The organism is Alteromonas sp. RKMC-009, from assembly GCF_003584565.2.
Taxonomy (GTDB): Bacteria; Pseudomonadota; Gammaproteobacteria; order Enterobacterales; family Alteromonadaceae; genus Alteromonas.
This window is the reverse complement of record NZ_CP031010.1, coordinates 2,520,241-2,544,258: the sequence shown is the minus strand read 5'-3', so window position 1 is coordinate 2,544,258 and position 24,018 is coordinate 2,520,241. Positions and strand designations below refer to the sequence as shown.

General features: G+C 48.1%; 24 protein-coding genes and 5 tRNA genes. 17 read left to right on the top strand and 12 right to left on the bottom strand.

The genetic code is table 11. The features are described from left to right. Positions 1-99: 99 nt before the first annotated feature. From DS731_RS11235 to DS731_RS11155, 17 genes are all read left to right on the top strand, one after another. Positions 100-191: transfer RNA gene (locus tag DS731_RS11235), tRNA-Ser, on the top strand. Positions 192-418: 227 nt separating this feature from the next. After that, positions 419-510 (top strand) — tRNA-Ser (locus DS731_RS11230). A gap of 276 nt (positions 511-786) precedes the next feature. After that, complete coding sequence (gene ovoA / locus DS731_RS11225; protein WP_119501413.1) at positions 787-2,886, top strand: 5-histidylcysteine sulfoxide synthase; 2,100 nt, start codon at positions 787-789, stop codon at positions 2,884-2,886. Further along, a complete protein-coding gene (locus tag DS731_RS11220) occupies positions 2,886-4,025 on the top strand; it encodes an aminotransferase class I/II-fold pyridoxal phosphate-dependent enzyme (RefSeq protein WP_119501412.1) in 1,140 nt (379 codons plus the stop codon). The genes ovoA and DS731_RS11220 overlap by 1 nt, the downstream gene beginning before the upstream one ends. An 82-nt stretch (positions 4,026-4,107) precedes the next feature. Beyond that, the gene (locus tag DS731_RS11215; protein WP_119501411.1) at positions 4,108-4,800 is read left to right on the top strand and encodes a pirin family protein; all 693 of its coding nucleotides are present in this window, start codon (positions 4,108-4,110) and stop codon (positions 4,798-4,800) included. 115 nt (positions 4,801-4,915) lie between these two features. Next, on the top strand, positions 4,916-5,560 hold the full coding sequence (gene uvrY / locus DS731_RS11210; protein ID WP_119501410.1) for a UvrY/SirA/GacA family response regulator transcription factor: 645 nt from the start codon (positions 4,916-4,918) through the stop codon (positions 5,558-5,560). A gap of 5 nt (positions 5,561-5,565) precedes the next feature. Next, positions 5,566-7,383: an excinuclease ABC subunit UvrC gene (gene uvrC / locus DS731_RS11205; protein WP_119501409.1), complete on the top strand. Its 1,818-nt coding sequence runs from the start codon at positions 5,566-5,568 to the stop codon at positions 7,381-7,383. 74 nt (positions 7,384-7,457) lie between these two features. Beyond that, the gene (pgsA, locus tag DS731_RS11200) at positions 7,458-8,030 is read left to right on the top strand and encodes a CDP-diacylglycerol--glycerol-3-phosphate 3-phosphatidyltransferase (RefSeq protein WP_119501408.1); all 573 of its coding nucleotides are present in this window, start codon (positions 7,458-7,460) and stop codon (positions 8,028-8,030) included. 166 nt (positions 8,031-8,196) lie between these two features. Continuing rightward, a tRNA-Gly gene (locus DS731_RS11195) sits at positions 8,197-8,272 on the top strand. Between the two features lie 4 nt (positions 8,273-8,276). Further along, positions 8,277-8,350 (top strand) — tRNA-Cys (locus DS731_RS11190). A 54-nt stretch (positions 8,351-8,404) separates the two neighbouring features. After that, a tRNA-Leu gene (locus tag DS731_RS11185) sits at positions 8,405-8,491 on the top strand. A 154-nt stretch (positions 8,492-8,645) separates the two neighbouring features. Further along, a complete protein-coding gene (locus DS731_RS11180; RefSeq protein WP_119501407.1) occupies positions 8,646-9,479 on the top strand; it encodes a sulfurtransferase in 834 nt (277 codons plus the stop codon). Beyond that, complete coding sequence (gene cobB / locus DS731_RS11175) at positions 9,476-10,210, top strand: Sir2 family NAD+-dependent deacetylase (RefSeq protein ID WP_119501406.1); 735 nt, start codon at positions 9,476-9,478, stop codon at positions 10,208-10,210. Before DS731_RS11180 ends, cobB begins: the two co-directional genes overlap by 4 nt. Then, complete coding sequence (locus tag DS731_RS11170) at positions 10,211-10,846, top strand: LysE family translocator (protein WP_119501405.1); 636 nt, start codon at positions 10,211-10,213, stop codon at positions 10,844-10,846. Between the two features lie 61 nt (positions 10,847-10,907). Then, positions 10,908-11,657: a hypothetical protein gene (locus tag DS731_RS11165; protein ID WP_119501404.1), complete on the top strand. Its 750-nt coding sequence runs from the start codon at positions 10,908-10,910 to the stop codon at positions 11,655-11,657. Further along, a complete protein-coding gene (locus DS731_RS11160) occupies positions 11,650-12,435 on the top strand; it encodes a glucosaminidase domain-containing protein (RefSeq protein WP_119501403.1) in 786 nt (261 codons plus the stop codon). The genes DS731_RS11165 and DS731_RS11160 overlap by 8 nt, the downstream gene beginning before the upstream one ends. Further along, entirely contained in the window at positions 12,435-13,073 is a 639-nt protein-coding gene (locus DS731_RS11155) for a DUF2987 domain-containing protein (RefSeq protein WP_232373347.1), read from the top strand. The genes DS731_RS11160 and DS731_RS11155 overlap by 1 nt, the downstream gene beginning before the upstream one ends. A 33-nt stretch (positions 13,074-13,106) precedes the next feature. Here DS731_RS11155 and rssA read toward each other — a convergent pair whose 3' ends face one another. The 12 genes from rssA to ccoN form a co-directional block, all read right to left on the bottom strand. Further along, positions 13,107-14,042 (bottom strand): patatin-like phospholipase RssA, encoded by a 936-nt coding sequence (gene rssA / locus DS731_RS11150; RefSeq protein ID WP_119501402.1) that lies wholly within the window; start codon positions 14,040-14,042, stop codon positions 13,107-13,109. A 3-nt stretch (positions 14,043-14,045) separates the two neighbouring features. Then, positions 14,046-14,984, bottom strand: coding sequence for a tRNA 2-thiocytidine(32) synthetase TtcA (gene ttcA, locus DS731_RS11145; protein ID WP_119501401.1), 939 nt, complete (start codon positions 14,982-14,984; stop codon positions 14,046-14,048). A 91-nt stretch (positions 14,985-15,075) separates the two neighbouring features. Beyond that, entirely contained in the window at positions 15,076-15,996 is a 921-nt protein-coding gene (uspE, locus tag DS731_RS11140) for a universal stress protein UspE (protein WP_119501400.1), read from the bottom strand. A gap of 103 nt (positions 15,997-16,099) precedes the next feature. Beyond that, positions 16,100-16,837, bottom strand: a complete 738-nt coding sequence (gene fnr / locus DS731_RS11135; RefSeq protein ID WP_119501399.1) for a fumarate/nitrate reduction transcriptional regulator Fnr — start codon at positions 16,835-16,837, stop codon at positions 16,100-16,102. A gap of 27 nt (positions 16,838-16,864) precedes the next feature. After that, entirely contained in the window at positions 16,865-17,533 is a 669-nt protein-coding gene (locus DS731_RS11130) for a sulfite exporter TauE/SafE family protein (RefSeq protein WP_119501398.1), read from the bottom strand. Continuing rightward, positions 17,526-17,717 carry a cbb3-type cytochrome oxidase assembly protein CcoS gene (gene ccoS, locus DS731_RS11125; protein ID WP_119501397.1) on the bottom strand — a complete coding sequence of 64 codons (192 nt, stop codon included), beginning with the start codon at positions 17,715-17,717 and terminating at the stop codon, positions 17,526-17,528. The genes DS731_RS11130 and ccoS overlap by 8 nt, the downstream gene beginning before the upstream one ends. Positions 17,718-17,721: 4 nt before the next feature. Beyond that, positions 17,722-20,103 carry a heavy metal translocating P-type ATPase gene (locus tag DS731_RS11120; protein WP_119501396.1) on the bottom strand — a complete coding sequence of 794 codons (2,382 nt, stop codon included), beginning with the start codon at positions 20,101-20,103 and terminating at the stop codon, positions 17,722-17,724. Beyond that, the gene (locus DS731_RS11115; RefSeq protein WP_119501395.1) at positions 20,100-20,579 is read right to left on the bottom strand and encodes a FixH family protein; all 480 of its coding nucleotides are present in this window, start codon (positions 20,577-20,579) and stop codon (positions 20,100-20,102) included. The genes DS731_RS11120 and DS731_RS11115 overlap by 4 nt, the downstream gene beginning before the upstream one ends. A gap of 153 nt (positions 20,580-20,732) precedes the next feature. Further along, complete coding sequence (ccoP, locus tag DS731_RS11110) at positions 20,733-21,692, bottom strand: cytochrome-c oxidase, cbb3-type subunit III (RefSeq protein ID WP_119501394.1); 960 nt, start codon at positions 21,690-21,692, stop codon at positions 20,733-20,735. Positions 21,693-21,696: 4 nt separating this feature from the next. Further along, a complete protein-coding gene (locus tag DS731_RS11105; protein ID WP_119501393.1) occupies positions 21,697-21,870 on the bottom strand; it encodes a cbb3-type cytochrome oxidase subunit 3 in 174 nt (57 codons plus the stop codon). Between the two features lies 1 nt (position 21,871). Then, positions 21,872-22,477, bottom strand: coding sequence for a cytochrome-c oxidase, cbb3-type subunit II (ccoO, locus tag DS731_RS11100; RefSeq protein WP_119501392.1), 606 nt, complete (start codon positions 22,475-22,477; stop codon positions 21,872-21,874). Between the two features lie 12 nt (positions 22,478-22,489). Then, positions 22,490-23,923 carry a cytochrome-c oxidase, cbb3-type subunit I gene (ccoN, locus tag DS731_RS11095; RefSeq protein ID WP_119503393.1) on the bottom strand — a complete coding sequence of 478 codons (1,434 nt, stop codon included), beginning with the start codon at positions 23,921-23,923 and terminating at the stop codon, positions 22,490-22,492. Between the last annotated feature and the right edge of the window lie 95 nt (positions 23,924-24,018).

The window sequence follows — 24,018 nt, the reverse complement described above, 5'->3', positions numbered from 1 at the left end:
ATTTATTAATATGTTGATTAAAAGCTAACCGGTTAAAGGCTTTTTTAAAATTAACGCTTTACAGGCAAAAAAATATCATTAAGATACGCATCACTTCTCGGAGAGATGGCAGAGTCCGGCTGAATGCACCTGACTTGAAATCAGGCGAAGGGTCAAACCTTCCGGGGGTTCGAATCCCTCTCTCTCCGCCATATTCAGAAAAAGCCCGCTTATCTAAGCGGGCTTTTTTGCTTTTAAATGGCGGTCATTGTTCCATGTGCAATCGCATAAAGATATCAGCCTGTTCAGGAAATAATCGCTTTAGCCAGAGTGATGTCAAATTCTGAGCAGATTGTTTGCATATTGCGCACTTGATTGATTTTATTTGAAATAGTGCTTTTCAATCACGATAAAATCATTATGATACGCACCACTTAACGGAGAGATGGCAGAGTCCGGCTGAATGCACCTGACTTGAAATCAGGCGAAGGGTCAAACCTTCCGGGGGTTCGAATCCCTCTCTCTCCGCCACATTCCAAAAAGGCCCGCTAATTTAAGCGGGCCTTTTTACTTTTCGCACTGTTTAAACGGTTGCAACTTTCCGGTCACACAATTCCATTACATTTAATTCATTGATCTCAGTGGTGCTCTTTCCGTATTCCCACGGTAAGGTCTGGAATTCTGTTACTGTTTTCTGTACAAAAGATCAGATGGCTCCCGCCAGTGTTGTCAGGTACCGGCCTCGATGCTAAACAAAGAAATCATAACAGAGATACACCTAATAAAAATTCACCATCCGGGGTTTTCATGAACGCTCTTCATACACCACATCTGAAACAGGGAACTGTTGAAGAAAAAAGAAAAGAAATCTTGGCTTATTTTCAACAGTCTTTTGACCGTTACGAAAGTCTTTTCTCGTTATTAAAATCAGACGACGCTTACTATCAGCGGCCGGAAAAATTACGTCACCCGCTTATTTTCTATTACGGTCATACTGCCACGTTTTTCATTAATAAACTGGTACTGGCGAAACTTATTAATGACCGTATCAATCCTGATTTTGAATCTTTGTTCGCCATCGGTGTCGATGAGATGAGTTGGGATGACCTCAATGACGCTCATTACGACTGGCCTGCCGTTGAAGAAGTCACTGCCTACCGCGCTCAGGTAAGACGCCTGGTCAGCGACTTGATTCTGACGATGGATTTTTCATTACCCATAGACTGGGAAAGCCCCATGTGGCCTGTACTGATGGGCATTGAGCATGAAGGCATTCACCTTGAAACGTCTTCTGTTCTCATTCGCCAGTTACCCCTGCGATTCGTACAACCCCAACCGGAATGGGCACCGTATCCGGAGTCCGGTGAAGCTCCTGAGAATACTTTGCTTCCCGTGCCCGGCGGAAACGTCTCAGCAGGTAAACCATTTAACGCAGACTACTATGGCTGGGACAACGAATACGGTGAGCACAGTGCAGAAGTAAAACCTTTTTCTGCGTCACAGTATCTGGTCAGTAACGGTGAATTTCTCGCGTTTGTGAAAGATGGTGGTTACGCTCAGCCCCAATTGTGGGAAGAGGAAGGCAGGCAATGGCTGTCCTATACTGGCGCCAGACACCCTGTATTCTGGCGGGAACAGGGAAATAGCTATGTTTACCGCACGCTGGCAACAGAAATTCCGTTGCCGGAAGACTGGCCTGTAGACGTTAATTACCATGAGGCTAAGGCCTTTTGTAACTGGCTGTCAAAGCGCACAGGCAAGCATATTCAGTTACCGGTAGAAGATGAGTGGCTGCGTTTATGCGAACACGCAGGGATGAAAGAGTCATTATGGCGCGAAGAGTGGAACACAGGTCTGCATCATGGTGCATCATCAACACCGGTGAACCTGTTCTCACTGGGTGGTTTTTACGATATAGCGGGCAATGTGTGGCAGTGGACAGAAACGCCCATCTATCCCTTCGACGGTTTTAAGGTGCATCCTCTGTATGATGATTTCACCACGCCGACTTTTGACAATAAACACAATTTATTTAAAGGTGGTTCATGGATTTCGACGGGAAATGAAGCCATGGCACACAGTCGTTATGCCTTCCGTCGCCATTTTTTCCAGCACGCGGGTTTCCGTTATGTTGAATCTACCGAGGTAAGTAAAGTGAACGATCTCGATTACGAGAGTGACACGCAGGTATCACAGTACAGTGAATTCCACTATGGCAGTACGTATTACGGTGTACCAAATTTTGGTGCCGCATCTGTAGCTTTTGCCATGCAGTTTACCGGTGCAAAACCCAAAGCCAGAGCGTTAGATTTGGGATGTGCAACAGGCCGCGCTTCATTTGAGCTGGCTAAGTACTTCGATCATGTTGACGGTATCGATTTTTCTGCACGCTTTATTAAGACCGCTTTTGCCATGCAGGAACACGGTGAGATCCGTTACAACCTGATTGAAGAAGGCGAGTTGACTGAATTTAAAGTGGCAAAACTGGCAGACCTGGGCCTCGCCGAAAATAAAGACAGAGTGCATTTTGCACAGGGCGATGCCTGTAACCTGAAGCCTCAGTTTACCGGTTATGATCTTATCCTTATGAGCAATCTTATTGACCGTGTTTACGAACCGGCCCGGTTACTCGAAAGCATTCGTGAACGGTTAAACCCGGGAGGATTGCTGATCATTGCATCGCCGTTTACCTGGTTAGAAGAATACACTGCAAGAGAAAACTGGCTCGGTGGCTATAAAGACGCGAATGGTGAAACACTCACGTCGACGATGGCACTGGAGCAAGCCTTAGGTGATGATTTCCGTCGTGTGGCTGCCCCGCAGGATATTCCCTTTGTGATAAGAGAAACAAAGAGAAAATACCAGCATTCATTATCTGAATTTAATGTCTTTGAACGGATAAGATAGTGCAGGAATTTCAGCAGCGGTTTAACAGTGGTTCGCTTAAATTTGATGATGTGACAAACCGTTATGGCGCGTCTGATAGACCGGTATTTCCCATGTGGGTGGCGGATACGGATTTTCCGCCACCGGAGATGGTAAACCATGGCCTTTCCCACTTCCTGTCGTCACATTTTGGTTATCAGCAACTTGCTGTTACTGCTGCTGTCAGTCAGTGGCACTGGCGGAGAGGGGAATATATAGATGAATCTTCCATTGTCGATTGCTGCAGTATTATCGCTGCAATGGGTATTGCACTGGAATCTCTGACGCGGCCCGGCGATAAGGTAGGTATATTCATACCCTCTTACGGGCCGTTTTTCGCCGTGACAGAAAAAACACAACGCAAAATTTGCCCGCTGACGTTGGATATCAGCGACGGCAATGTTCACATGGATTTATCGTCACTACCGGATGACTTATCTGCTGTATTGTTCTGTAATCCCCATAATCCAACCGGCCGGCTCTGGCAACGGGACGAACTGGAGGCGCTGGCTGAGTGGTGTACTCAAAGAAACATTCCGCTAATTTGTGACGAGGTGCACCGCGGTTTTATTGCTGAAGGAAACGAATTTGTTTCTCTGGCCAGTATCGGGGAAGCATTTCAAAACAATATCATTGTGCTGCAATCGCCATCTAAATCCTACAATCTCGCCCATGTTCCGGCGGCAGCCTACGCCATCATTGTTAATCAGCAATGGCGGGATACGATCCGCGCATCGATCACCCGTTCCCACTTGTTTGCAGGCGCACTGGCAAGACAGGCACTAATTCTGGCATACGACGAGCTTAACGATTTGTGGCTGCAGACTATGGAAGAAAAGATCAGTGAAAACCGCGCTCTTCTGACCAGACTACTGCACAACTCATCGTTACTCGCCTGCATACCTCAGTCGACCTTTTTTCTTTGGCTGGATCTTCGCGATTATCTGAATCATGTTGCTCCGGGCGTTGCCGCTGACTACCTGTTCAAACGTACCGGCATTGCTGCCAATGACGGGGCCGACTTTCGTTCTCCCGGTTTTGTCCGGCTTAATTTTGCCACCTCAGGCGAGGTGATAAAGCATGTTGGCGAATTGCTGCTCACTATTAGTTCTAATAAATAGAACATTTCGTTGTAGATAATGGAGTATTAATCCCGGTTAACAGGACTACACTAGGCCTGTCCAATTTTTCCGGAGTATTAGTATGCGTTACATTCGCAGAGCAGATGCCAGAGGCAAAGCTGATTTTGGCTGGCTGCAATCAAAACATACCTTTTCCTTTGGCCGCTACTATGATGCTGAGCACATGGGAATTTCGGTACTCAGAGTCATTAATGACGATAGCGTCGCGCCGGGACGCGGTTTCGATACACATGGTCACCGCGATATGGAAATTATTTCTTATGTAACCCGTGGTGCGCTGGCACATAAAGACAGTACAGGGAACAGTGATACGATTCCGGCCGGAGACATTCAACGCATGTCTGCCGGTACAGGGATCCGGCATTCCGAATACAATGCGTCGCAAACTGACCCGGTACACTTTTTACAAATTTGGGTGCAGCCTGCAGAAACAGGTATCGCGCCGGGTTATGAACAGAAAACCATCGCTCAGGAAGGGGCGCTCACAGCTCTGGTGACACCGGACGGTGCTGACGGTACAGTAAAGGTACATCAGGACATGTCGTTACACCGCTTAATATTAAAAGAAGGTGAGGGCATTACATTGTCAACAGGCAGCCGGCTTGGCTATCTGCATCTGATTAAAGGTGACCTGACACTGGAAGGTGATGAATTTTCAGCCGGTGACGGCATCGGCGTCTATCAGAATGACATGCTTAAACTCACTGCCGGGACTGACACAGAAGCATTGTGGTTTGATTTACCACAGCTTTGATCGCCTTTCTGACGGCAGCATGTTCACAGCCGCAGATATCATGTTATTATGCCCGTGGTGGTAAACAGACCGCTAATCAAATCAATAATAACGATGATTCAGTGAGCAAAAAAACGTGATTAAGATTATCCTGGCAGATGACCATGAACTGGTCAGAACAGGGATTCGACGTATTCTGGACGATGTATCCGACTTTAAAGTCGTAGCCGAGTCGAAAAACGGGGAAGACGCTGTTAAACATTGCAGAACTGATGCGCCCGACATTGTCCTGATGGACGTCAATATGCCCGGCATGGGCGGACTGGAAGCCACTAAAAAAATTGTACGAATGTCTGAGAATACGCGGGTGATTTGTTTGTCTATGCATACAGAACACCCCATTCCCACGCAGGTTATGCAACTTGGTGCATTCGGATTTTTAACCAAAGACGCTGATCCGGAAGAGATGATCCGGGCTATCTACAAGGTACATTCCGGTCAGAAGTATCTGCCTGCGGACATCGCTGAAAGTATTGCTATGCGGCGTATTACTCCGGAAAGCGACAATCCTTTCGATTCGCTTTCTACCCGTGAGCTGAATATTGCTATGCGTCTGACCAAAGGTCAGAAGGTACCTGAAATCGCCAGCGAACTTTGTATTAACCCGAAAACTGTTAACAGTTACCGCTACCGGATGTTTGAAAAGCTGGGGGTATCTACTGATGTGGAACTGACTCACCTGGCGCTACGACACAAACTCATCGATTCTAATTTGCTTTAATTTCAATGCCGGCATTTGATCACAACGCGTTTCTTAAAAACCTGACCAGTCAGCCCGGTGTCTACCGGATGTACAACGAGCTGGGCGATGTGATTTATGTCGGTAAAGCAAAGAATCTTAAAAACCGCGTATCCAGTTATTTCCGCAAAAACGTAGATAACGCTAAAACCCGTTCTCTGGTGGCGAACATTGCCTCAATGGACGTCACTGTGGTGAACAGTGAAACCGAAGCGTTTCTGCTGGAAAATAACTTCATTAAGAAGTACAAACCCCGTTATAACGTGGTCATGCGGGATGATAAGTCTTATCCGTTTATTTTCCTCTCTGCCCACGAGCATCCCAGGTTGTCTTTTCACCGGGGCCCGCAAAAAAAGAAAGGTGAATATTTCGGCCCTTATCCCAGTGCATGGGCTGTTCGCGAAAGCCTGCGTACCATGCAAAAGATTTTCCCGGTAAGACAGTGCGAAGACAGTTATTACCGTTCCCGCAGCCGTCCCTGCCTGCAATATCAAATGCAGCGTTGCAGCGCCCCTTGTGTGGAAGGCTATGTCAGTGATGAGGAATATCAGGAGCAGGTCCAGCTTGCGCGCTTATTTCTGAACGGGAAAAATCAGCAGGTCATCGGCACGCTGGTTGATAAAATGGAAAAGGCCAGTGAGCAACTGAATTTCGAAGCTGCTGCACGTTACCGTGACCAGATAAATGTACTGCGTAAAGTGCAGGAACAGCAATGGGTGTCCGGTACACAGGATGAAATGGATGTTTTCGGCTTCGCAGTGCGGGGGAATATGGCGTGCATTCAGGTTATGTTTATCCGCGACAGTCAGTTGCTGGGCTCGAAAGCCTATTTCCCTAAAGTGCCTGCATCTGCCAGTGAAGATGAAATCTTTGAGTCCTTCTTTCTGCAGTTTTATCTTTCAGGCAATAAAATTATTCCTAAACAAATTGTGTTGCCACGTGCATTAACCGAAGAAGACAGTATTCTTGATGTGTTATGCGAAGAAGCAAAACGCAAAGTTAAGATATTTAAAGGTGCACGGGAAGAAAAGCGCCGGTATCTGAAACTGGCTCAAACCAATGCAGTAAACGCACTGGATGCCCAGTACAGTCAGCAGAAGTCTGTGCATGCCAGGTACCTGGACCTGGAGGATATTCTTGAACTTGATACGCCGGTACAGCGTATGGAATGTTTCGACATCAGTCATACATCCGGTCAGCAAACCGTGGCGTCCTGTGTGGTGTTTAACCGTGAAGGGCCCCATAAAAGCGACTATCGCCGGTACAATATTGAAGGTATAACGCCGGGTGACGATTACGCTGCGATGGCTCAGGCGCTGAGACGCCGCTATAAGAACGTCAAAGAAGTCAGTAAAATTCCTGACATCCTTTTTATTGATGGCGGTAAAGGGCAACTGGCACAGGCTGAGTCATTTTTTGGAGACTGGCCTGAAGATAAAAAGCCCATGCTTATCGGTGTGGCGAAAGGCACAACCCGGAAACCCGGACTGGAGACGCTTATCCTGGCCGGTTCTCATGAAACCATTCCTATGGAAAGTCACTCACCTGCGCTGCATCTTATACAGCACATCAGGGATGAGTCTCACCGGTTTGCCATTACCGGGCACAGAAACCGCCGGCAAAAAGTTAAAACGACCTCCAGTCTTGAATCGATTCCCGGTATCGGAGCGAGGCGCAGACAAAGCCTGCTTAAATACATGGGCGGTCTGCAGGGTTTGAAAAAAGCCAGCAAAGACGAGATTGCAAACGTCCCCGGGATCAGTGCTGAGCTGGCGGAAACCATTTACGATCATCTGCATCTTTAAGCAGGTGAATAATCAGGGACGTGTTACCATGCTTACCTGTGTGATGTCATTGATGAAAATTGAGAAGTAATAATATGTGGACTGTACCAAATATCATCACGCTTTTTCGTGTTGTGCTTATTCCTGTATTCGTGGTGGTGTATTTTCTTGACTGGCGCTGGGCAAAAGAAGCCGGTGCATTTGTATTCTGGCTCGCGGCCATAACTGACTGGTTTGACGGTTATCTGGCAAGAAAGCTGAAACAGTCAACACCGTTCGGTGCTTTCCTTGACCCTGTGGCAGATAAGCTCATTGTTGCAACGGCATTGATCATGATTACCCATACCTATGGTTCTTTGTGGATCACGTTGCCGGCTATCGCTTTGATGGTGCGCGAAATTTATATTTCTGCGTTACGTGAATGGATGGCACAGCGGGGATACAGCGATACGGTAAAGGTCAGCTTTATCGGTAAAGCGAAAACCATGGCGCAGATGCTGGCATTAATCGGATTGTTATCAGGCCTGGAAACGTTTATGGGCTTCCCCATTTATTGGGTAACACTGGGGCATATTCTGCTTTATATAGCGGCAGTTTTGTCTGTCTGGTCCATGCTTGTATATACCGGCGCGGCCTGGAAGCATCTCTCCGGACGTCATAAGCCATAAGGGTTGGCTGGATGTTGTGCAATACGAATAAAAAAAAAGCAAACAGACAGCAAATTAAGTATTTAGGTGTATTTTGATGGTTTTTGCTGTTGACAGTTTTGTCCGTGCAGGTAGAATGCACCCCACGTTTCAGAGAGCAGCAGCGAACTGAAACTGTAGCAAAAATGCGGGAATAGCTCAGTTGGTAGAGCACGACCTTGCCAAGGTCGGGGTCGCGAGTTCGAATCTCGTTTCCCGCTCCAAATTGGCGGAATGGCAGAATGGCTATGCAGCGGATTGCAAATCCGTGGATCTCGGTTCGACTCCGGGTTCCGCCTCCATCATCGCATTAGCGATAGCAGGTTCCAACCTGTACCAGTCGAAAGACAACCCAGGCCCGGGTGGTGAAATTGGTAGACACAAGGGATTTAAAATCCCTCGCTGGTAACAGCGTGCCGGTTCAAGTCCGGCCCCGGGCACCATTTTTTAATGACTTCATATTCTTAGCAATCATCCTTAGTTTAAATCCGTAAATTTTCAAATTTGTGACGATAATTGGCTGTATTTTTAGGATGAATCTTCGTATAGTGATTCAATCGTGCAGTTTTATTTACAGCCGTTCTAAGCAGGGACGTAATGAATCGATTCTTAATCTCAGCCGGTACACTTCGGCAAACTCTTGATGAAAATGCCATTTGCGTACTCCGTGCCATTATGTCGGATCCTGTAAACGGTACTGCTGATATTACCGGTTCACAAATTATACCCGGCGCCCTTGATATTAATCTTGATGAAGAAGGCAGTGACCATACAGGAGATTTGCCGCATACAAATCTCTCTCCTGATGCGCTGGCGGTATTACTGGGAAGCTTAGGCATTACCGAAAATAGTGATGTTGTGGTTTATGATAATCGTGGCATGTTTACGGCACCACGGCTTTGGTGGATGCTAAAAGCAGCCGGCCATGATAAAGTGACTGTATTAGACGGCGGCTGGCCAGCCTGGCAAGCAGCGGGCTATCCCGATTCCGGAGCGGCTCCGCACAGCGGGAATGCACTTTACAATCCGTCTTCACCTTCCCGCAAATGGTTTGTTAATGCTGAAGAAGTCAGCAACGCACTTTCACAAGATATCCAGATTATCGACGCCAGAAGCGAAGCCCGCTTTTATGGCGAAGTAGAAGAGCCCAGACAAGGACTACGTCGGGGTCACATGCCCGGCGCGTTTAATTTGCCTTTTCAATGTGTATTAGACAACGGACGTTTTAAATCACCGGAAGCAATCAGACAGATTTTTGCAGACAAAGGGATCGACCTTGATAAACCAATCATCTGCAGTTGTGGCTCTGGAGTTACAGCATGTATTACCGGCATGGCCGCTCTGTTATGTGGTGCCACTGACGTATCCGTTTATGATGGCGCATGGGCAGAGTGGGGAGCAAATTCACACTTTCCTGTGGAGGTTAAATGATGAGCAATAAACCACGTGTCGTCGTGTTAACCGGGGCAGGTATTTCAGCGGAATCCGGTTTGAAGACATTCCGCGACAGCAATGGCTTATGGGAAAACCATAAAGTTGAGGATGTTGCGACGCCTGAGGCATTTGCCGCAAATCCTGAACTGGTTTACCGCTTTTATAATGCACGGCGGGCACAACTGCAGGAACCCGGTGTGTTACCCAATGCGGCACACAGTGCACTGGCCAGGCTTGAAAAGCAGCTTGGTAAAGACTTTCTGCTTGTAACCCAGAACGTGGACGACCTTCACGAGCGTGCCGGCAGTCAGCGCATGATTCACATGCACGGAAAGTTACTCTCAGCCCGTTGCACTGTTTCCGGCCAGTCTCACTCCTGGGATGAGTCTTTTGATGATCAAACTCCTTGCCCGTGTTGCACACCTGCTGCAGGTCTTCGTCCTGACATTGTGTGGTTTGGTGAGATGCCGCTGCAAATGGACGATATAATCCTGGCTTTGACTAAAGCGGATTTGTTTATCTCAGTGGGGACATCAGGTCAGGTTTATCCGGCAGCCGGCTTTGTGCAGGTTGCGAAGGACAGCGGAGCCAGAACTGTGGAGCTGAATCTTCAACCCAGTGATCGCTGCGACATGTTCGATGAGTCTTACCACGGCCCGGCGTCTAAAGTTGTTCCTAACTTTGTCGACAGTCTGCTTGAAGAGTTATCACTGACCGCCACGTTGTAAATGTCGCCGTATTTCGATGAATTTATTACTATCGCTCTGGTACACCTGCTGGCAGTAGCCAGCCCGGGGCCTGATTTTGCTGTAGTGGTACGTAACAGTGTTGCTTACGGTCGCAGGACAGCCATGTTCACCAGTGTGGGGATTGGCCTGGCAATTCTGGTCCATGTGGCTTACTCACTCGTCGGAATTAGCGTACTTCTGAAAACCACCCCCTGGCTGTATACCGCGTTTACCTATATTGCCGCAGCCTACCTGTTATATCTCGCTTCGGGAGCGCTAAGAAGCGGTCCTGCACAGACAAACAATGAAGCAGGTGCTGAAATCGCCGCTAAACAGCCGGCTATCAGTGCTAAAAAAGCGTTCATTCAGGGATTTCTTACCAATGGCCTTAACCCTAAGGCCACTTTATTTTTCCTGTCACTGTTTACTGTCATCATTGACTCACAAACGCCTTCAGATATCCGGTTAATGTACGGGCTTTACCTGTCGTTCGCGACGGGGGTGTGGTTTTGTCTGCTTTCCTATTTGCTCAGCACCAGTCGTGTTGCAGGTGCTATCCGGTCAAAAGGCTACTGGCTCGACCGGGCCATGGGCGTTTTACTCATCGGGCTGGCTGTGAAGTTAGTCTTAGCGTAGTAGGCAATCTGGCCCATTGGGGTATAATCGCCACAACTTATTGAATTAAAGAAGTATCTGAGTGCCTGATATGCAACCTGACAACAAAAAAGCCTTGTACAATGACCGTTTTAACCTGTTGAACGGCAAAGGGTTATTTGATTTCAGAAAGCTGGCCTCCATATCAGTAAACCTGCTGAAAAGTAACTTCTGGCCGATTTTTCAGGCGTGCGCGCTTATCATACTGGTCGTGTTTGCGTTTGCCATGGTGATCTCCGGCATCTATCCCATAGAGCAACTTACTGCAATGCCCGCTGAACAACAGGGTATTCTTGATATCGCGATGATCCTGATTGTTGCGCCGTTGTCAGCCGGGTTGTCACTGATGGGAGTTAATATCGCCAGGGGTAACAGAATTAAAACCAGTGATGTATTTCGTTATTTATCCTGGGTTTTGCCGCTGGCTCTGGCACAGCTGCTGGTCACAATTCTGGTACAAATAGGACTGACAGTGCTTATCCTGCCCGGTTTGTACCTCTTCGTAGCCACTACATTTACCTTACCTCTGATTGCAGATAAGAAGCTGGGGGTATTGCAGGCCATCATCACATCCTGCAAAGCAGTGAATCAATTTATACTATCGTTTATTGTTCTTTTTGTTATTTTTCTCGTACTGTTCCTGTTAAGCATTTTTACATTCGGGTTAGCCTTTTTAGTGATTATGCCGCTATATTTTGTGGTGACTGGTATGCTGTATACCACACTGTTTGATACTACGGAAAATCATCAGGTTAACGAATCAGCGGGACAGGAGTCGACGTTCGATGCATAAAAGAGAAACCATGAAAATTGTACTGATCACAGTTGCCGTATTACTGGTAATTGTTATCAATGCCTGGATCATGTCCTCACGGGAGCCGGATATTCTGGACATTCCGGTGACAGAACAGGCAAGAAAGCCGGTACCGGACTTCAAAGAGATTGAAAATGTTCAGGAAAAAAAGGAAGCATTCTTCTCGTATCTCAAGCCTGAAGTCGAGAAGCAAAACGAATATCTTTTATCTTTGCGACATTATATTCAAACATTGCAGCGACAGTTATCGTTAGGTGAAACGTTAAGTGAAGACGACACCAACCGTATAGCATGGCTGGTCAATGAGTATAAAGTGGACGAAGGCGCAGATTTAACAGATCAACTTCAGGTACTGATGCGTCGTGTAGATATTTTACCGGTGTCACTGGTTCTTGCTCAGGCAGCAAATGAATCTGCATGGGGAACCAGCCGCTTTGCTACAGAAGGATATAACTTCTTCGGACTGTGGTGTTTCAGAAAAGGATGCGGTTTTGTCCCGTCACGGCGGAGTGACGGACTCGATCATGAAGTGGCCAGGTTCCCGAATCTGTCGAAAGCCACTTATACCTATATGCGAAATATAAACCGCCACTATGCCTACAAAGAACTGCGCGATATTCGAAATACACTGCGCAGCAATCAGCTTCCTGTTACCGGCGTTGCGCTGGCTGAAGGACTGATGAATTACTCGGAACGCGGGGTCGCTTATGTTGAGGAATTACAGGCGATGATCCGTTATAACAAGGATTATATGTAGTGAAAAAGGCTTTACTGGCAGCAAGCTTTCTTTGTCTGAACATGTTTCAGGTGTCGGCTGAAACCATTCAGGTGGAGTACAGCCGTTTCTATAGTCATGTTAAAAAGCTCGATGGTGAAGATACGCAAGCTCTGCAGTTTGCATTTGGTTTTGTGCGTGTAGGGGAAGGGTATCTGTGTGGTATTAACGATGCGAAAATCATCACAGAAAAACAGGTGATGCCACTCACTGTTTCGCCGGAAAACCGGTTCACCGTCCCTGATGACAAGATCCTGAAAATGGCAGAAGCAGTGGTTGAAATTGATTTGGCGGAAGCGGCGAACCTGTGTGATATGTCTGTTCAGCTCGAGACGAAGCCGGCTTATCTTTCTAAAACCTACACGAAAGAAGAACTGGTATTTCTGCTCGAGCAATACAAGTCATTCTTCAATGCTATGGGCAGTTTTCTGTCATTCATGATGCCTACCGTCGACGGCCTGAATATTCAGTTTGCCGATGATAACATCAGCATGCCTCTTAAAGATGCGCCTTCAATCAATATGGGCATCGTGACATTACCTGCTGACTGGATAGAACAAAGTAAAGGACTGACTTTGCCGGATGTGCCAATGCGGATTACAGCAAAAGCCGTGCGCTGAGCCGGAAAGCAGAAAAAGTAAAGGAGCCGCTTCCTATGAAGCGGTACCGATTGTCGTGTTTTCTTCGATATTATCTTCAATAACCAACTGATATTTAATTTCTTCCGCCAGCCGGTTAACTGTTTTTTCCCCTTCCAGACATAATTCACCTGCACGGTGAAATTCCATCAGTCCTACATCTGACAGATGAGGTTCTATCAGTACGTCAGGCGGATCTCCGGCCAGTCTGGAGCGGGTCACGCGGGCTTGCAGTATTTCCAGAGAACTACTCATGACACTCAGGATCCCGGGCGGTTCCGGTTTGTCAGACCTGGATTCCGGTGAAAACCACTGCCTGACAATATTTGAACCTTTAGAGAAAAAGTCGTCGGTTTTTTTCTGGATTTTTTCATGTTCTGCGGCTGGTCTTTCCAGGCGCTGAGGCTTGAAATCAGCGTTGAGGTTCACCGCAATCACAAAATCTGCGCCCAGTTGACGGCAAAGGTTTACAGGTACAGGATTGACGACAGCACCATCCACCAGCCACCGGCCATTATATTCAACCGGACTGAACAGGGCAGGAATTGCGCAGGATGCCTGAATACAATTATCAACGGGCCCCTGGTTGAACATGACTTCGCGGCCGGAGTATAAATCCGTGGCAACCACAGCAAAGGGTTTATTCATCTCTTCAAAAGACGGGGCGCAAAATTCTTCCGCCAGTTTGGTAAATACTTTTTGTCCGCTGGCAATGCCACCTTTGCGGATGCCAACACCCATTAAAGACAGGATTTGCCATTCTGTTAACGAACAAGCCCACTCTTTGAGGGGCTCAAGCTTACCACTTGCATAGGCAGCGCCCACGTAAGCACCAATCGAACAACCCGCGACTACATCTATCTTAACGCCCAGCCGTTCAAGTGCTTCAATGATGCCAATATGAGTCCAGCCCCTTGCAGCGCCGGCACCGAGTGCGAGTCCGATTTTCATGGTCTATTCCGTCAGATTAACAATTTGAACAGGGGATTGTGCATCATCACTGACCGCACTGGTAAAATCCGGCTTGTCGAAGGCTGTATCACCGTCTTCTACCGGTGCGCCTGTGGCCTTGATTTGTTTAAAGTCATACAAATTGCCATCAGCGAGGTGTGATGGGGCAACGTTCTGAATTGCACGGAACATAGACTCAATGCGACCCGGAAAACGCTTATTCCAGTCCTGCAGCATCATTTTAATATTCTGCCTCTGCAGATTCTCCTGAGAACCGCAAAGATTACAGGGGATGATCGGGAATTCAGTGGCGTCAGCGTATTTCTGAATGTCTTTCTCACTGCAATAAGCCAGCGGGCGAATAACAATGTGTTCACCGTTATCACTTACCAGTTTGGGCGGCATAGCTTTTAGTTTTCCGCCATGGAACATGTTCAGAAACAATGTTTCCAGCATATCATCACGATGATGACCGAGGGCTATTTTTGTTGCGCCGAGTTCCTTTGCCGTACGGTACAGGATCCCGCGTCTTAATCTGGAACACAGTGAACAGGTGGTTTTCCCTTCAGGGATTTTATCTTTAACGATGGAATAGGTATCTTCTTCCACAATTTTGTAGTCAATACCCAGTGAATCCAGGTATTCAGGCAACACATGTTCCGGAAAACCCGGCTGCTTCTGATCGAGGTTAACCGCGACGATATCAAAATTGACCGGTGCAATTTTGCGTAAAAATAGCAGGATATCCAGCAGCGTATAGCTGTCTTTTCCGCCGGATAAGCACACCATGACCTTGTCGCCGTCTTCAATCATATTGAAGTCTTCGATGGCTTTGCCAACATGTCTGCGCAGTCTTTTCTGCAACTTGTTAAAGTTGTATTTTTGTTTACTTTGCGCACTGTGACTGGCGTTGTCAGATGGCGTAGATGTTACTTGATTCATGGCACTTCAGAATTGGCTGGAAAAATAAAAGTAACATTATACAAAAGCAGACGGAATGCTGCTACACAAGCAGCATTCCGTTATCGCCCATTTACTTAACCGGAGACGTAAACCCGTCAGGTTTAACCGCCAGCACATCGCAATTCAGGTTATCAATAACATGCTCTGCAGTATTGCCCAAAAAGGCGGCTGATAAGCCTGTACGTCCCACAGTACCGATTACGACGAGTTCTGCATCCAGCTGTTCAGTCACTTTCGGGATGGCTATATCGGGTAATCCCTCAACAACATGGCAATTTGCTACGCCGATCCCAAATTTAGCGCTGTGGTTTTCCATTTCCTGAACATGATGGTTTCGCACAGCGTTATGATACGTCTCAGGATTGAAATCGGGGATCTCAATGGCAATATTCAGTGGTGCAGAAGGATAGGCATTAACCAGATGTACCTGACCACTCAGTAACTCTGCATAATCCTTTGCAATACCGGTCAACTTGTCATTCAGTTGTGCATGTTCTTTGTCTTCTGTACCCACATTGACTGCCGCAACAATATTACCGTGTTCAGGCCAGGCATGGGCTTTGACAAGTAAAACCGGAGCCGGACATTTTCTCAGTAAGTGCCAGTCTGTTGGTGTAAAGAGCACTGATGCAAAATCATCGTGTTTGCGGGTAGCTTTAACGACCAGGTCAATCTGACGGTTAATGGTGTAGCGGGTAATGGCTTCGTAACGTTTATCACTCCACTCAACAGCAACCTTTACATCATAATCATCGTAGCGGGTCAGGTTTTTTTCTGCCCAGGCAATGCGGTCTTTGGTTACCGCATCACGCATGGCTTCACGCTCACTGCGGGTGAGCATTGTTGTCATGTCATAAGAAAAGTCGTATACAACAAGCAGTGCGTGTACCTCTGCACCGGTTTTACGGGCAATTTCGATGGCTCTTGAAAGGGCAGGTTGTTCAGGCTTGTCAGCCTGAACGACGGCGAGAATACGTTTGCAGGTGATCATGGCGTCTCTCCTTATTGATGCAGACAATAAATACTGCCTTCATCTTTAGTATAAGACTTACAGCAGGAGAGACGTTGTTTCAGATCAATATTTCAACGGGATCTTAATCCACGCAAAGGGTAGGAATGTCCATAGAGTGCAGCTTTTTATCCATAGCCGCAAAATCCAGAACAGTAATGAGTTTCCCGTCTACTTTGATAATGCCTTCTTTCTGGAAGCGGGTCAGCAAGCGGCTGATCGTTTCTACCGTTAAACCGAGATAATTACCGATTTCGTTGCGGGTCATACTCAGATTGAACTGACGGTGAGAAAAACCTCGTTCTTCAAACCGACCGGACAGATGGGCGATAAAATAAATCAGACGTTCTTCTGCCGTCCGTTTATTCAGCAGCATCATCATTTCGTGATCCTGCTTAATTTCAGCACTCATAAAGCGCATGATCTGATGGCGCAATTTCGGGAATTGCTCAGACATTTTTTCAAGAGTGGAGTAGGGAAGTTCACACACCATGGCCGTTTCCAGCGCCTGAGTGTAACTCTGGTGAGTGTCGTCACGTAAACCGTCAAAACCGATAATATCGCCCGGGAAGTGGAAACTGATAATTTGCTCTTCACCTTCTTTATCGGTGACAAAAGACTTAAATGAACCTGCCCGTACAGCGTACAGAGAGGTAAATTTATCACCGGCTTCTACCAGGGTATCGTGTTTATGCAAAGGCTTTTTGCGTTCAATGATGTCATCCAGTGACTCAATCTCAGTTTTGTTGAGAGCCAAGGGCAGACACAGATGGCTGAAACTGCAATTCTGGCAGTGTATAGAAAAATCCGAACGTTTTTGCATGCTCACTTTCCGCTGTTTGCGATAATTCTACTGTATAGTACTTAAAGCCCGCCACAACAGCAATAATGCGTAAAACAGCAAACTCAAAGCAATGATCTGACGAACTACGGGTTGTCTGAAACCTGAGGAAAGCCAGTCTGCACCAGCCCGGACAGCCAGCAACGCCGGTAGCGTTCCTAAACCAAAACCGGCCATGATTACTGCACCGGATATTGCCGTCCCTGAAGCCAGTGCCCACGTCAGGGTGGAATAAACCAGTCCACAGGGCAACCATCCCCAAATCATACCATAGGGAAAGGCGCTAATAGGAGACCTGAAAGGTAAAAACCGTTTCGACAGCGGCTGAATTCTCTGCCAGAGTTTACTGCCGAGAGCTTCAACAGCGGTCAGGCCACGCCACCAGTTACCCAGATAACAGGCCATGGCAATCAGCATGATGCCACTGAAGACGGCGAGTACGGGGCCGGTCACCGGTACAGCATCTTTTGCTATCTGCCCGATGCCGCCGGTAACAGCGCCGGCAACTATGTAGCTGAATATACGACCAAAGTTGTAGCTAAGCGTATAGGGTAAAGGGGATGATCCTGCCGGCGTGGCGGCAGACAGTGCCAGCGATACGCCGCCGCACATTCCCACACAATGAACGCCTCCGCCCAGCCCGACCAGCAAGGCAGATAAAAACGACAGATCACTCATTGAGTTTTTTTCGTTCTTCGGCCAGCTTTTTTTCTTCAGGAGATAAATCATCATCGAAAAGAATACTGTAGCCCTGGCGATCCAGGTCTTCAAACTGGTTCGATTTTACTGCCCAAAAAAATACGCCGATGGCAATGGCCACAATGATCACAGCAAGGGGAATAAGGACGTAAATTATACTCATAGCGTTACTTTAACAGTCTCGTCGAATTAGTGACTACCAGAATACTACTCAGGCTCATACCTATCACCGCCATCCACGGCGTCAAAATGCCGGACACTGCAAACGGCAGGATAACCAGATTGTAGCCTATGGCCCATCCCATATTCTGCCTGACAGTCGCTTTTACTCTTCTGGCCATATGAGTGAGGTGCCCGAGTACAGCCAGCTTATCATTTAATAAAATCACATCCGCGGCACTTTTTGCGATATCCGTGGCATTACCCACTGCAATGCCAACATCAGCCGCTGCCATCACCGGTGCGTCGTTAATCCCATCACCCAGCATCATGACATGACGGCCCTGCCGCTGAAGGGCTGTCACAGCGTTTAATTTATCTTCAGGGCTGTTCCCGCCTGTGGCTTTGTCTACGGGTAAATTCGCTGCAATGTCGTCAACATTTTGCTGAATATCGCCACTCAGAATTATCCGCTCCAGTTGCGACAGTTTGCTCAGACTGTCTGCGGCATCCGCTTTAATTTTATCTGCTACACGAAAAGCGGCTACGGGCACATCGTTTTCGGTGAGAAACACGTTAGCGGGAAAGGGCGATATGCCGGCATTTATACCGGTGAAAGACGCTGAACCGGCTTTATAACTGCGGCCATTGCATTGTGCGCCGATCCCCATACCTGCCACAACGTCAACATGGCTCAGAATTAATGCATGATTGTTATCAGAAACAAAGGCTGCGGCAACCGGATGTTCTGAACGGGACTCTATTGCCCCCATTAAAGCCCGGATTTCACTTTCCCGTGCCGGATCAGCAAACCAGCTGTTTATCTGAGCAAACTTTCCTTCGGTCAGCGTTCCGGTTTTATCCAGCACCAGGGTATCTACGTGGTTGATTTGCTCCAGTGCATCGGCTCTTTTCAATAAAATGCCATGCCGGTTAAGGTTTGCCATTGCGCAGGTGAGGGCAGATGGCGTAGCCAGCCCCAGCGCACAGGGACAGGTTGCTACCAGTACCGCGATGCTAATCCAAAATGCATTGTCATTACCCTGCCAGTGCCAGTAAGCCCATGAGGATGCAGCCGTAATCAGTACTACGGCGACAAAATAACTGGAAAAGCGGTCAGCCATTAGAGCGACCCGGGGCTTTGCAGCCATAGCGGTGGATTGCAAACGAATGATCTGATTTACCAGCGCAAATTTTAACGCCCTGGTGACAGTTACCGTTATTACGCCGGTACGGTTTACCGTACCCCCGAATACCGTATCGCCGGTTTGTTTGCGCACCGGATTAAACTCGCCGGTAAGCATCGATTCATCGGTTTCACTGGCACCTTCAGTCACAATGCCGTCTACGGGAATGGTCTCTCCGGCTTTGACCACAACAGCATCACCGGTTTTGAGCGATTTTGCCAGCACCTGGGTAACGGTGTTATCTGCAGCCACCTGATTAGCGGTTACCGGTATATATTGCAACATATTCGCTGAGATCTGCGCGGCGCGGTGCCTGCTCCGGTGTTCGAGAAAACGACTCAGTAAAAGCAGGAAAATAAACATGCAAACTGATTCAAAATACACTTCGCCGCGACCGGTAACCGTTGCAAACAGACCGGACAGCCAGGTGCCCAACACCGCAATACTCACCGGTACATCCATATTCACGGTCCGGGTCGACAAAGCCTTTAGCGCGCCAACGTAAAACGTACTGCCGGAATACAGCACCACCGGTGTGGTCAGAACCAGCGCTATCCAGTGAAAATAAGACCGTGTATGTGCATCCATCGCATCGAACAAATCAAAATACAGGGCTGCCGCCAGCATCATGACCTGCATGGTCATCAAACCTGCAAGGCCGAGTTTTTTCAAAAAGCGCTTATCTTCCGCTTTGTATGATGCTTCATGTTGATCCGGTTGAAACGGCAGCGCCGGGTAGCCAATACGCCGTAGCGTAGCCATGATGCTACTGAGCGATACTGCCTCAGGTTGCCATATAACCACTGCGCGTCGCTGTGCTACATTCACCGCAATCTGGCTGACACCGGTGATCCGCGACAATTGCTTTTCAATCAGCCAGCCGCAGGCCGCACAGGTAATGCCTTCAAGGGTTAGCTCAATATGCTTGTTATTACCGTTATCAACGACGAACTCTTCCTGTAAGGCAGGCTCGTCATAGACAGACAGTTTATCCAGTGTTTCGCTTAATGCTGAATCACCTTTAGAGGCCGGTTCAGTGCGGAAGCGGTAATAGTCTTCCAGTCCGTTTCCGGTAATGGCCTGAGCCACGGCCTGACATCCCGGACAGCAAAAATGGCGTTCCTGCTCCAGTACGAATGCAGTAAATGGCTTGCCGGGTATATTAGGCTCGCCACAGTGGTAACAAAGAAAGTCGTCGCTCACGGATTAAACTTAATGATACCGGAGGCCGGTAATTGGAGTGTATTCTGGATTTTCCACTCTTCATCCAGCGGCGTGAGTGAAACGCGCCACTTACCCGACAAAACGGTATCTGTTGTGCCGCGGTACACACCACCGGCATCGCGGGTAAGTAATAATTCGGTATCCAGTGATTCCAGGGTTACGTGGAAAAAGGTCAGTTTCAGTGCGGCACCGGATTGGGGAATGCCGGAATGAAACTTCAGCGCAACGCGGTTTCCTTCAATGGTGAGATCGGTGGTGATATTCAGCTTTTTCGCCCGTTCGACTTTGTCCAGACGCACATTGATGGCTTTTCCTTCTTTGTAATAGTCGTCAATGACCAGGCTGTCTTCACCGGAAGTGGCAAAATGGATGAGAAAACCACTCATAATGACTGTCAGCACAGGTACCGTGATCAGGAACCAGGGCCAGAATTGTTTATACCAGGGCGTCTGCATATCACCACTTATTTAACTGCGCACAACTGAAGGTGCAAGATTACAGGAAATGAAACTTACTATGATGATTTCCATCAAGTTCTGTTTGTATTTTCACACAAAAAAGCCCTGAAAACAGGGCTTTTTGAATGACAGCAGTGTAATTAACCGGGGTCAGTTAGACAGGCTGTACACGTAGGCGGCCACAACGTGAATTTTGTCATCACCCAGGGTTTTCTTGAATGAAGGCATCACGCCATTCCGGCCGTAAGTGAGCGTTTCAGTGACCGATTGTTCAGAAGAACCGTACAGCCAGATATTATCAGTCAGATTCGGCGCCCCGAGTAACTGGTTACCTTTACCGTCCATGCCGTGACAGGCAGCACACACCATAAAGCGGGCTTTTCCGTCATCAATCAGCGCAGTCATTTCAGGCCCCTGTTCCCGGCCACTCAAACTGAGTACATAGGCAACCGTCTCTTTGATACCTTGCTCACCCATGGAAGCAATCCATGCAGGCATAGCGGCCTGACGACCCAGAGTAAGGGTTTCAACAATTTTTGCGCCGCTGCCTCCGTAAAGCCAGTCGTCGTCGGTGAGGTTAGGGAAGCCCACATTGGCGCCTCTTGCATCAGAACCGTGACACTGGGAACAGTTTTGTAAAAACAAACGTTGTCCTACTTTGACTGCTTCAGGATCATTGGCCAGTTCTTCAACCGGTACTGCCGCGTATTTTTTGAAAATCGGGTCATACAATTCCGCAGCCTGATCCAGCTCGCGGTCGTACTTAACCAGTAATCCGTTCTCTTTCGCATCAGCACGGGCCTGAGCAGATTCTTCCAGTGACTGGATGTTCTGGTTCGAACTTTTCCAGCCAAGGAAACCCTGCCATGCACCTAATCCCGGGAACAAAGCGAGGTACACAAAGCCCCAGACGATACAAACGTAAAATAAAATAGTCCACCAGCGGGGTAACTGGTTATTAATTTCTTCGATACCATCGAAGACGTGCCCCATGCCTTCACCTTCTGCTACACCGGTTTTATTAGCCAGTGCCCAGCGTAACAGGATGAAGCAGCCGATAATGGTACCCAGCGTGATCACTGAGATCCAAATTGTCCAAAACGTGCTCATGAGTTCAAGACTCCTGCTTATTCTTTTGAGATTTCTCTTTCACTTCGTCGGCAAAGGGCAGGTTGGCCGCTTCGTCGAATCGCTTTTTATTGCGACCGCTGAACGCCCACCAGACCACACCAATGAAGCAAACAAACACTACGACAGTAAAAATGCTGCCCGCTATTCCCTGATCCATATCAGTTCAGATATGTGCCGAGGGATTGAAGGTAAGCAATCAGGGCCTGCATTTCTGTTTTACCCTTTACTGCCGCCTGTGCACCGGCGATATCATCATCGGTGTAAGGCACACCAAAGCCGCGGAACACTTCCATTTTCTTCGCGGTATCTTCACCGCTGAGCGTATTCTCTGCCAGCCACGGGAAACCGGGCATGTTAGACTCCGGTACCACGTTGCGGGGATTAATCAGGTGAACACGGTGCCATTCGTCACTGTAGCGGCCACCAACACGCGCCAGGTCAGGACCGGTACGTTTTGACCCCCACAGGAAGGGATGCTCCCATACCGACTCACCGGCAACTGAATAGTGGCCGTAACGTTCTGTTTCGGCACGGAACGGACGAATCATCTGGCTGTGACAGCCAACACACCCTTCACGGATGTAGATATCGCGACCTTCCAGTTGCAGTGCTGTATAGGGTTTTAATCCCTTAACCGGTTCAAGTACCTGTTGCTGAAACATCAGCGGCAAAATTTGAACTAAAGCACCAAAACTGATAGCAATCAGAATAAGCACAGTCATCAGGCCAATGTTTTTCTCAATTATTTCATGTGGATTCTTCACAACAACGACTCCTTATGCTGCCTGCGCGGCGGGTTCAGCTGCAATGCTGCCCTTGGGCGCACGTACAGTTTTCCAGGTGTTGTAGGCCATCACCAGCATGCCGGCAACCACAAACACACCACCGATAAAGCGCACAACATAGAAGGGTTTGGAGGCTTCCAGTGACTCAACGAAGCTGTAGGTCAGCGTTCCGTCGGCGTTCACTGCTCGCCACATGAGACCTTGCAGTACACCGGACATCCACATGGCAACGATGTAAAGCACCACTCCAATAGTAGCCAGCCAGAAGTGCACGTTCACCAGTTTGGTGGAGTACATTGCACGTTGTCCGAACAATACAGGAATGAGGTGATATACAGAGCCGATGGACACCATGGCTACCCAGCCCAGTGCGCCTGAGTGAACGTGACCGATAGTCCAGTCGGTGTAGTGAGACAGCGCATTGACGGTTTTGATGGCCATCATCGGGCCTTCAAAGGTCGACATGCCGTAGAAAGACAATGAAACAATCAGGAAACGCAGCACCGGGTCCGTACGCAGCTTGTGCCATGCACCTGACAATGTCATGATCCCGTTGATCATGCCGCCCCAGGAGGGCACGAACAGAATAACCGACATCACCATACCCAGGGACTGCGTCCAGTCTGGCAGCGCCGTGAAGTGAAGGTGGTGAGGACCGGCCCAGATGTATAGTGAAATCAGAGCCCAGAAGTGAATAATGGATAAGCGGTAAGAGTACACCGGGCGTCCCGCCTGTTTAGGCACGAAGTAGTACATCATGCCAAGGAAACCCGCTGTCAGGAAAAAGCCAACCGCATTGTGTCCATACCACCACTGCATCATGGCATCCACCGCACCTGCATACAGTGAATAAGATTTCGTGAAGGAAACCGGAATCGCCATACTGTTACCGATGTGGAGCACTGCTACGGTAAGCATAAACGCGCCGAGGAACCAGTTTGCTACATAAATGTGCGATACCTTACGAATGATGATGGTACCGAAAAAATTTATGATGTAAGCAATCCAGACCAGCGCGATAAGGATATCGATAGGCCATTCAAGTTCAGCGTATTCCTTGCTGGAAGTAATGCCGAAGGGCAAAGTGACAACAGCAAGAACGATAACGGCCTGCCAGCCCCAAAAGGTAAAGGCAGCAAGTTTGTCGCTGAATAAACGTACCTGACTGGTACGCTGAACAATATAATAAGACGTTGCAAACAGTGCACATCCGCCGAAAGCGAAAATGACTGCGTTGGTATGTAACGGTCTTAATCGGGAAAACGTCAGCCAGGGTGTATCGAAGTTAAGTGCAGGAGCAAACAATTGCGCAGCAATAAATACTCCCAGCCCCATGCCGATAATACCCCAGACGATTGTCATGATGGTAAATTGCCTGACTACTTTATAGTTGTAATCAGGTTGTGCTTGGCTTATTTCACTCATTTGATTGATATTCCACTTCAATGGTAAATGGGTTTCCAACTGCCGGATTCCGGTTTTGCGCAAGTTGCAGGCTTAACGCTTGACCTTTTTAATTC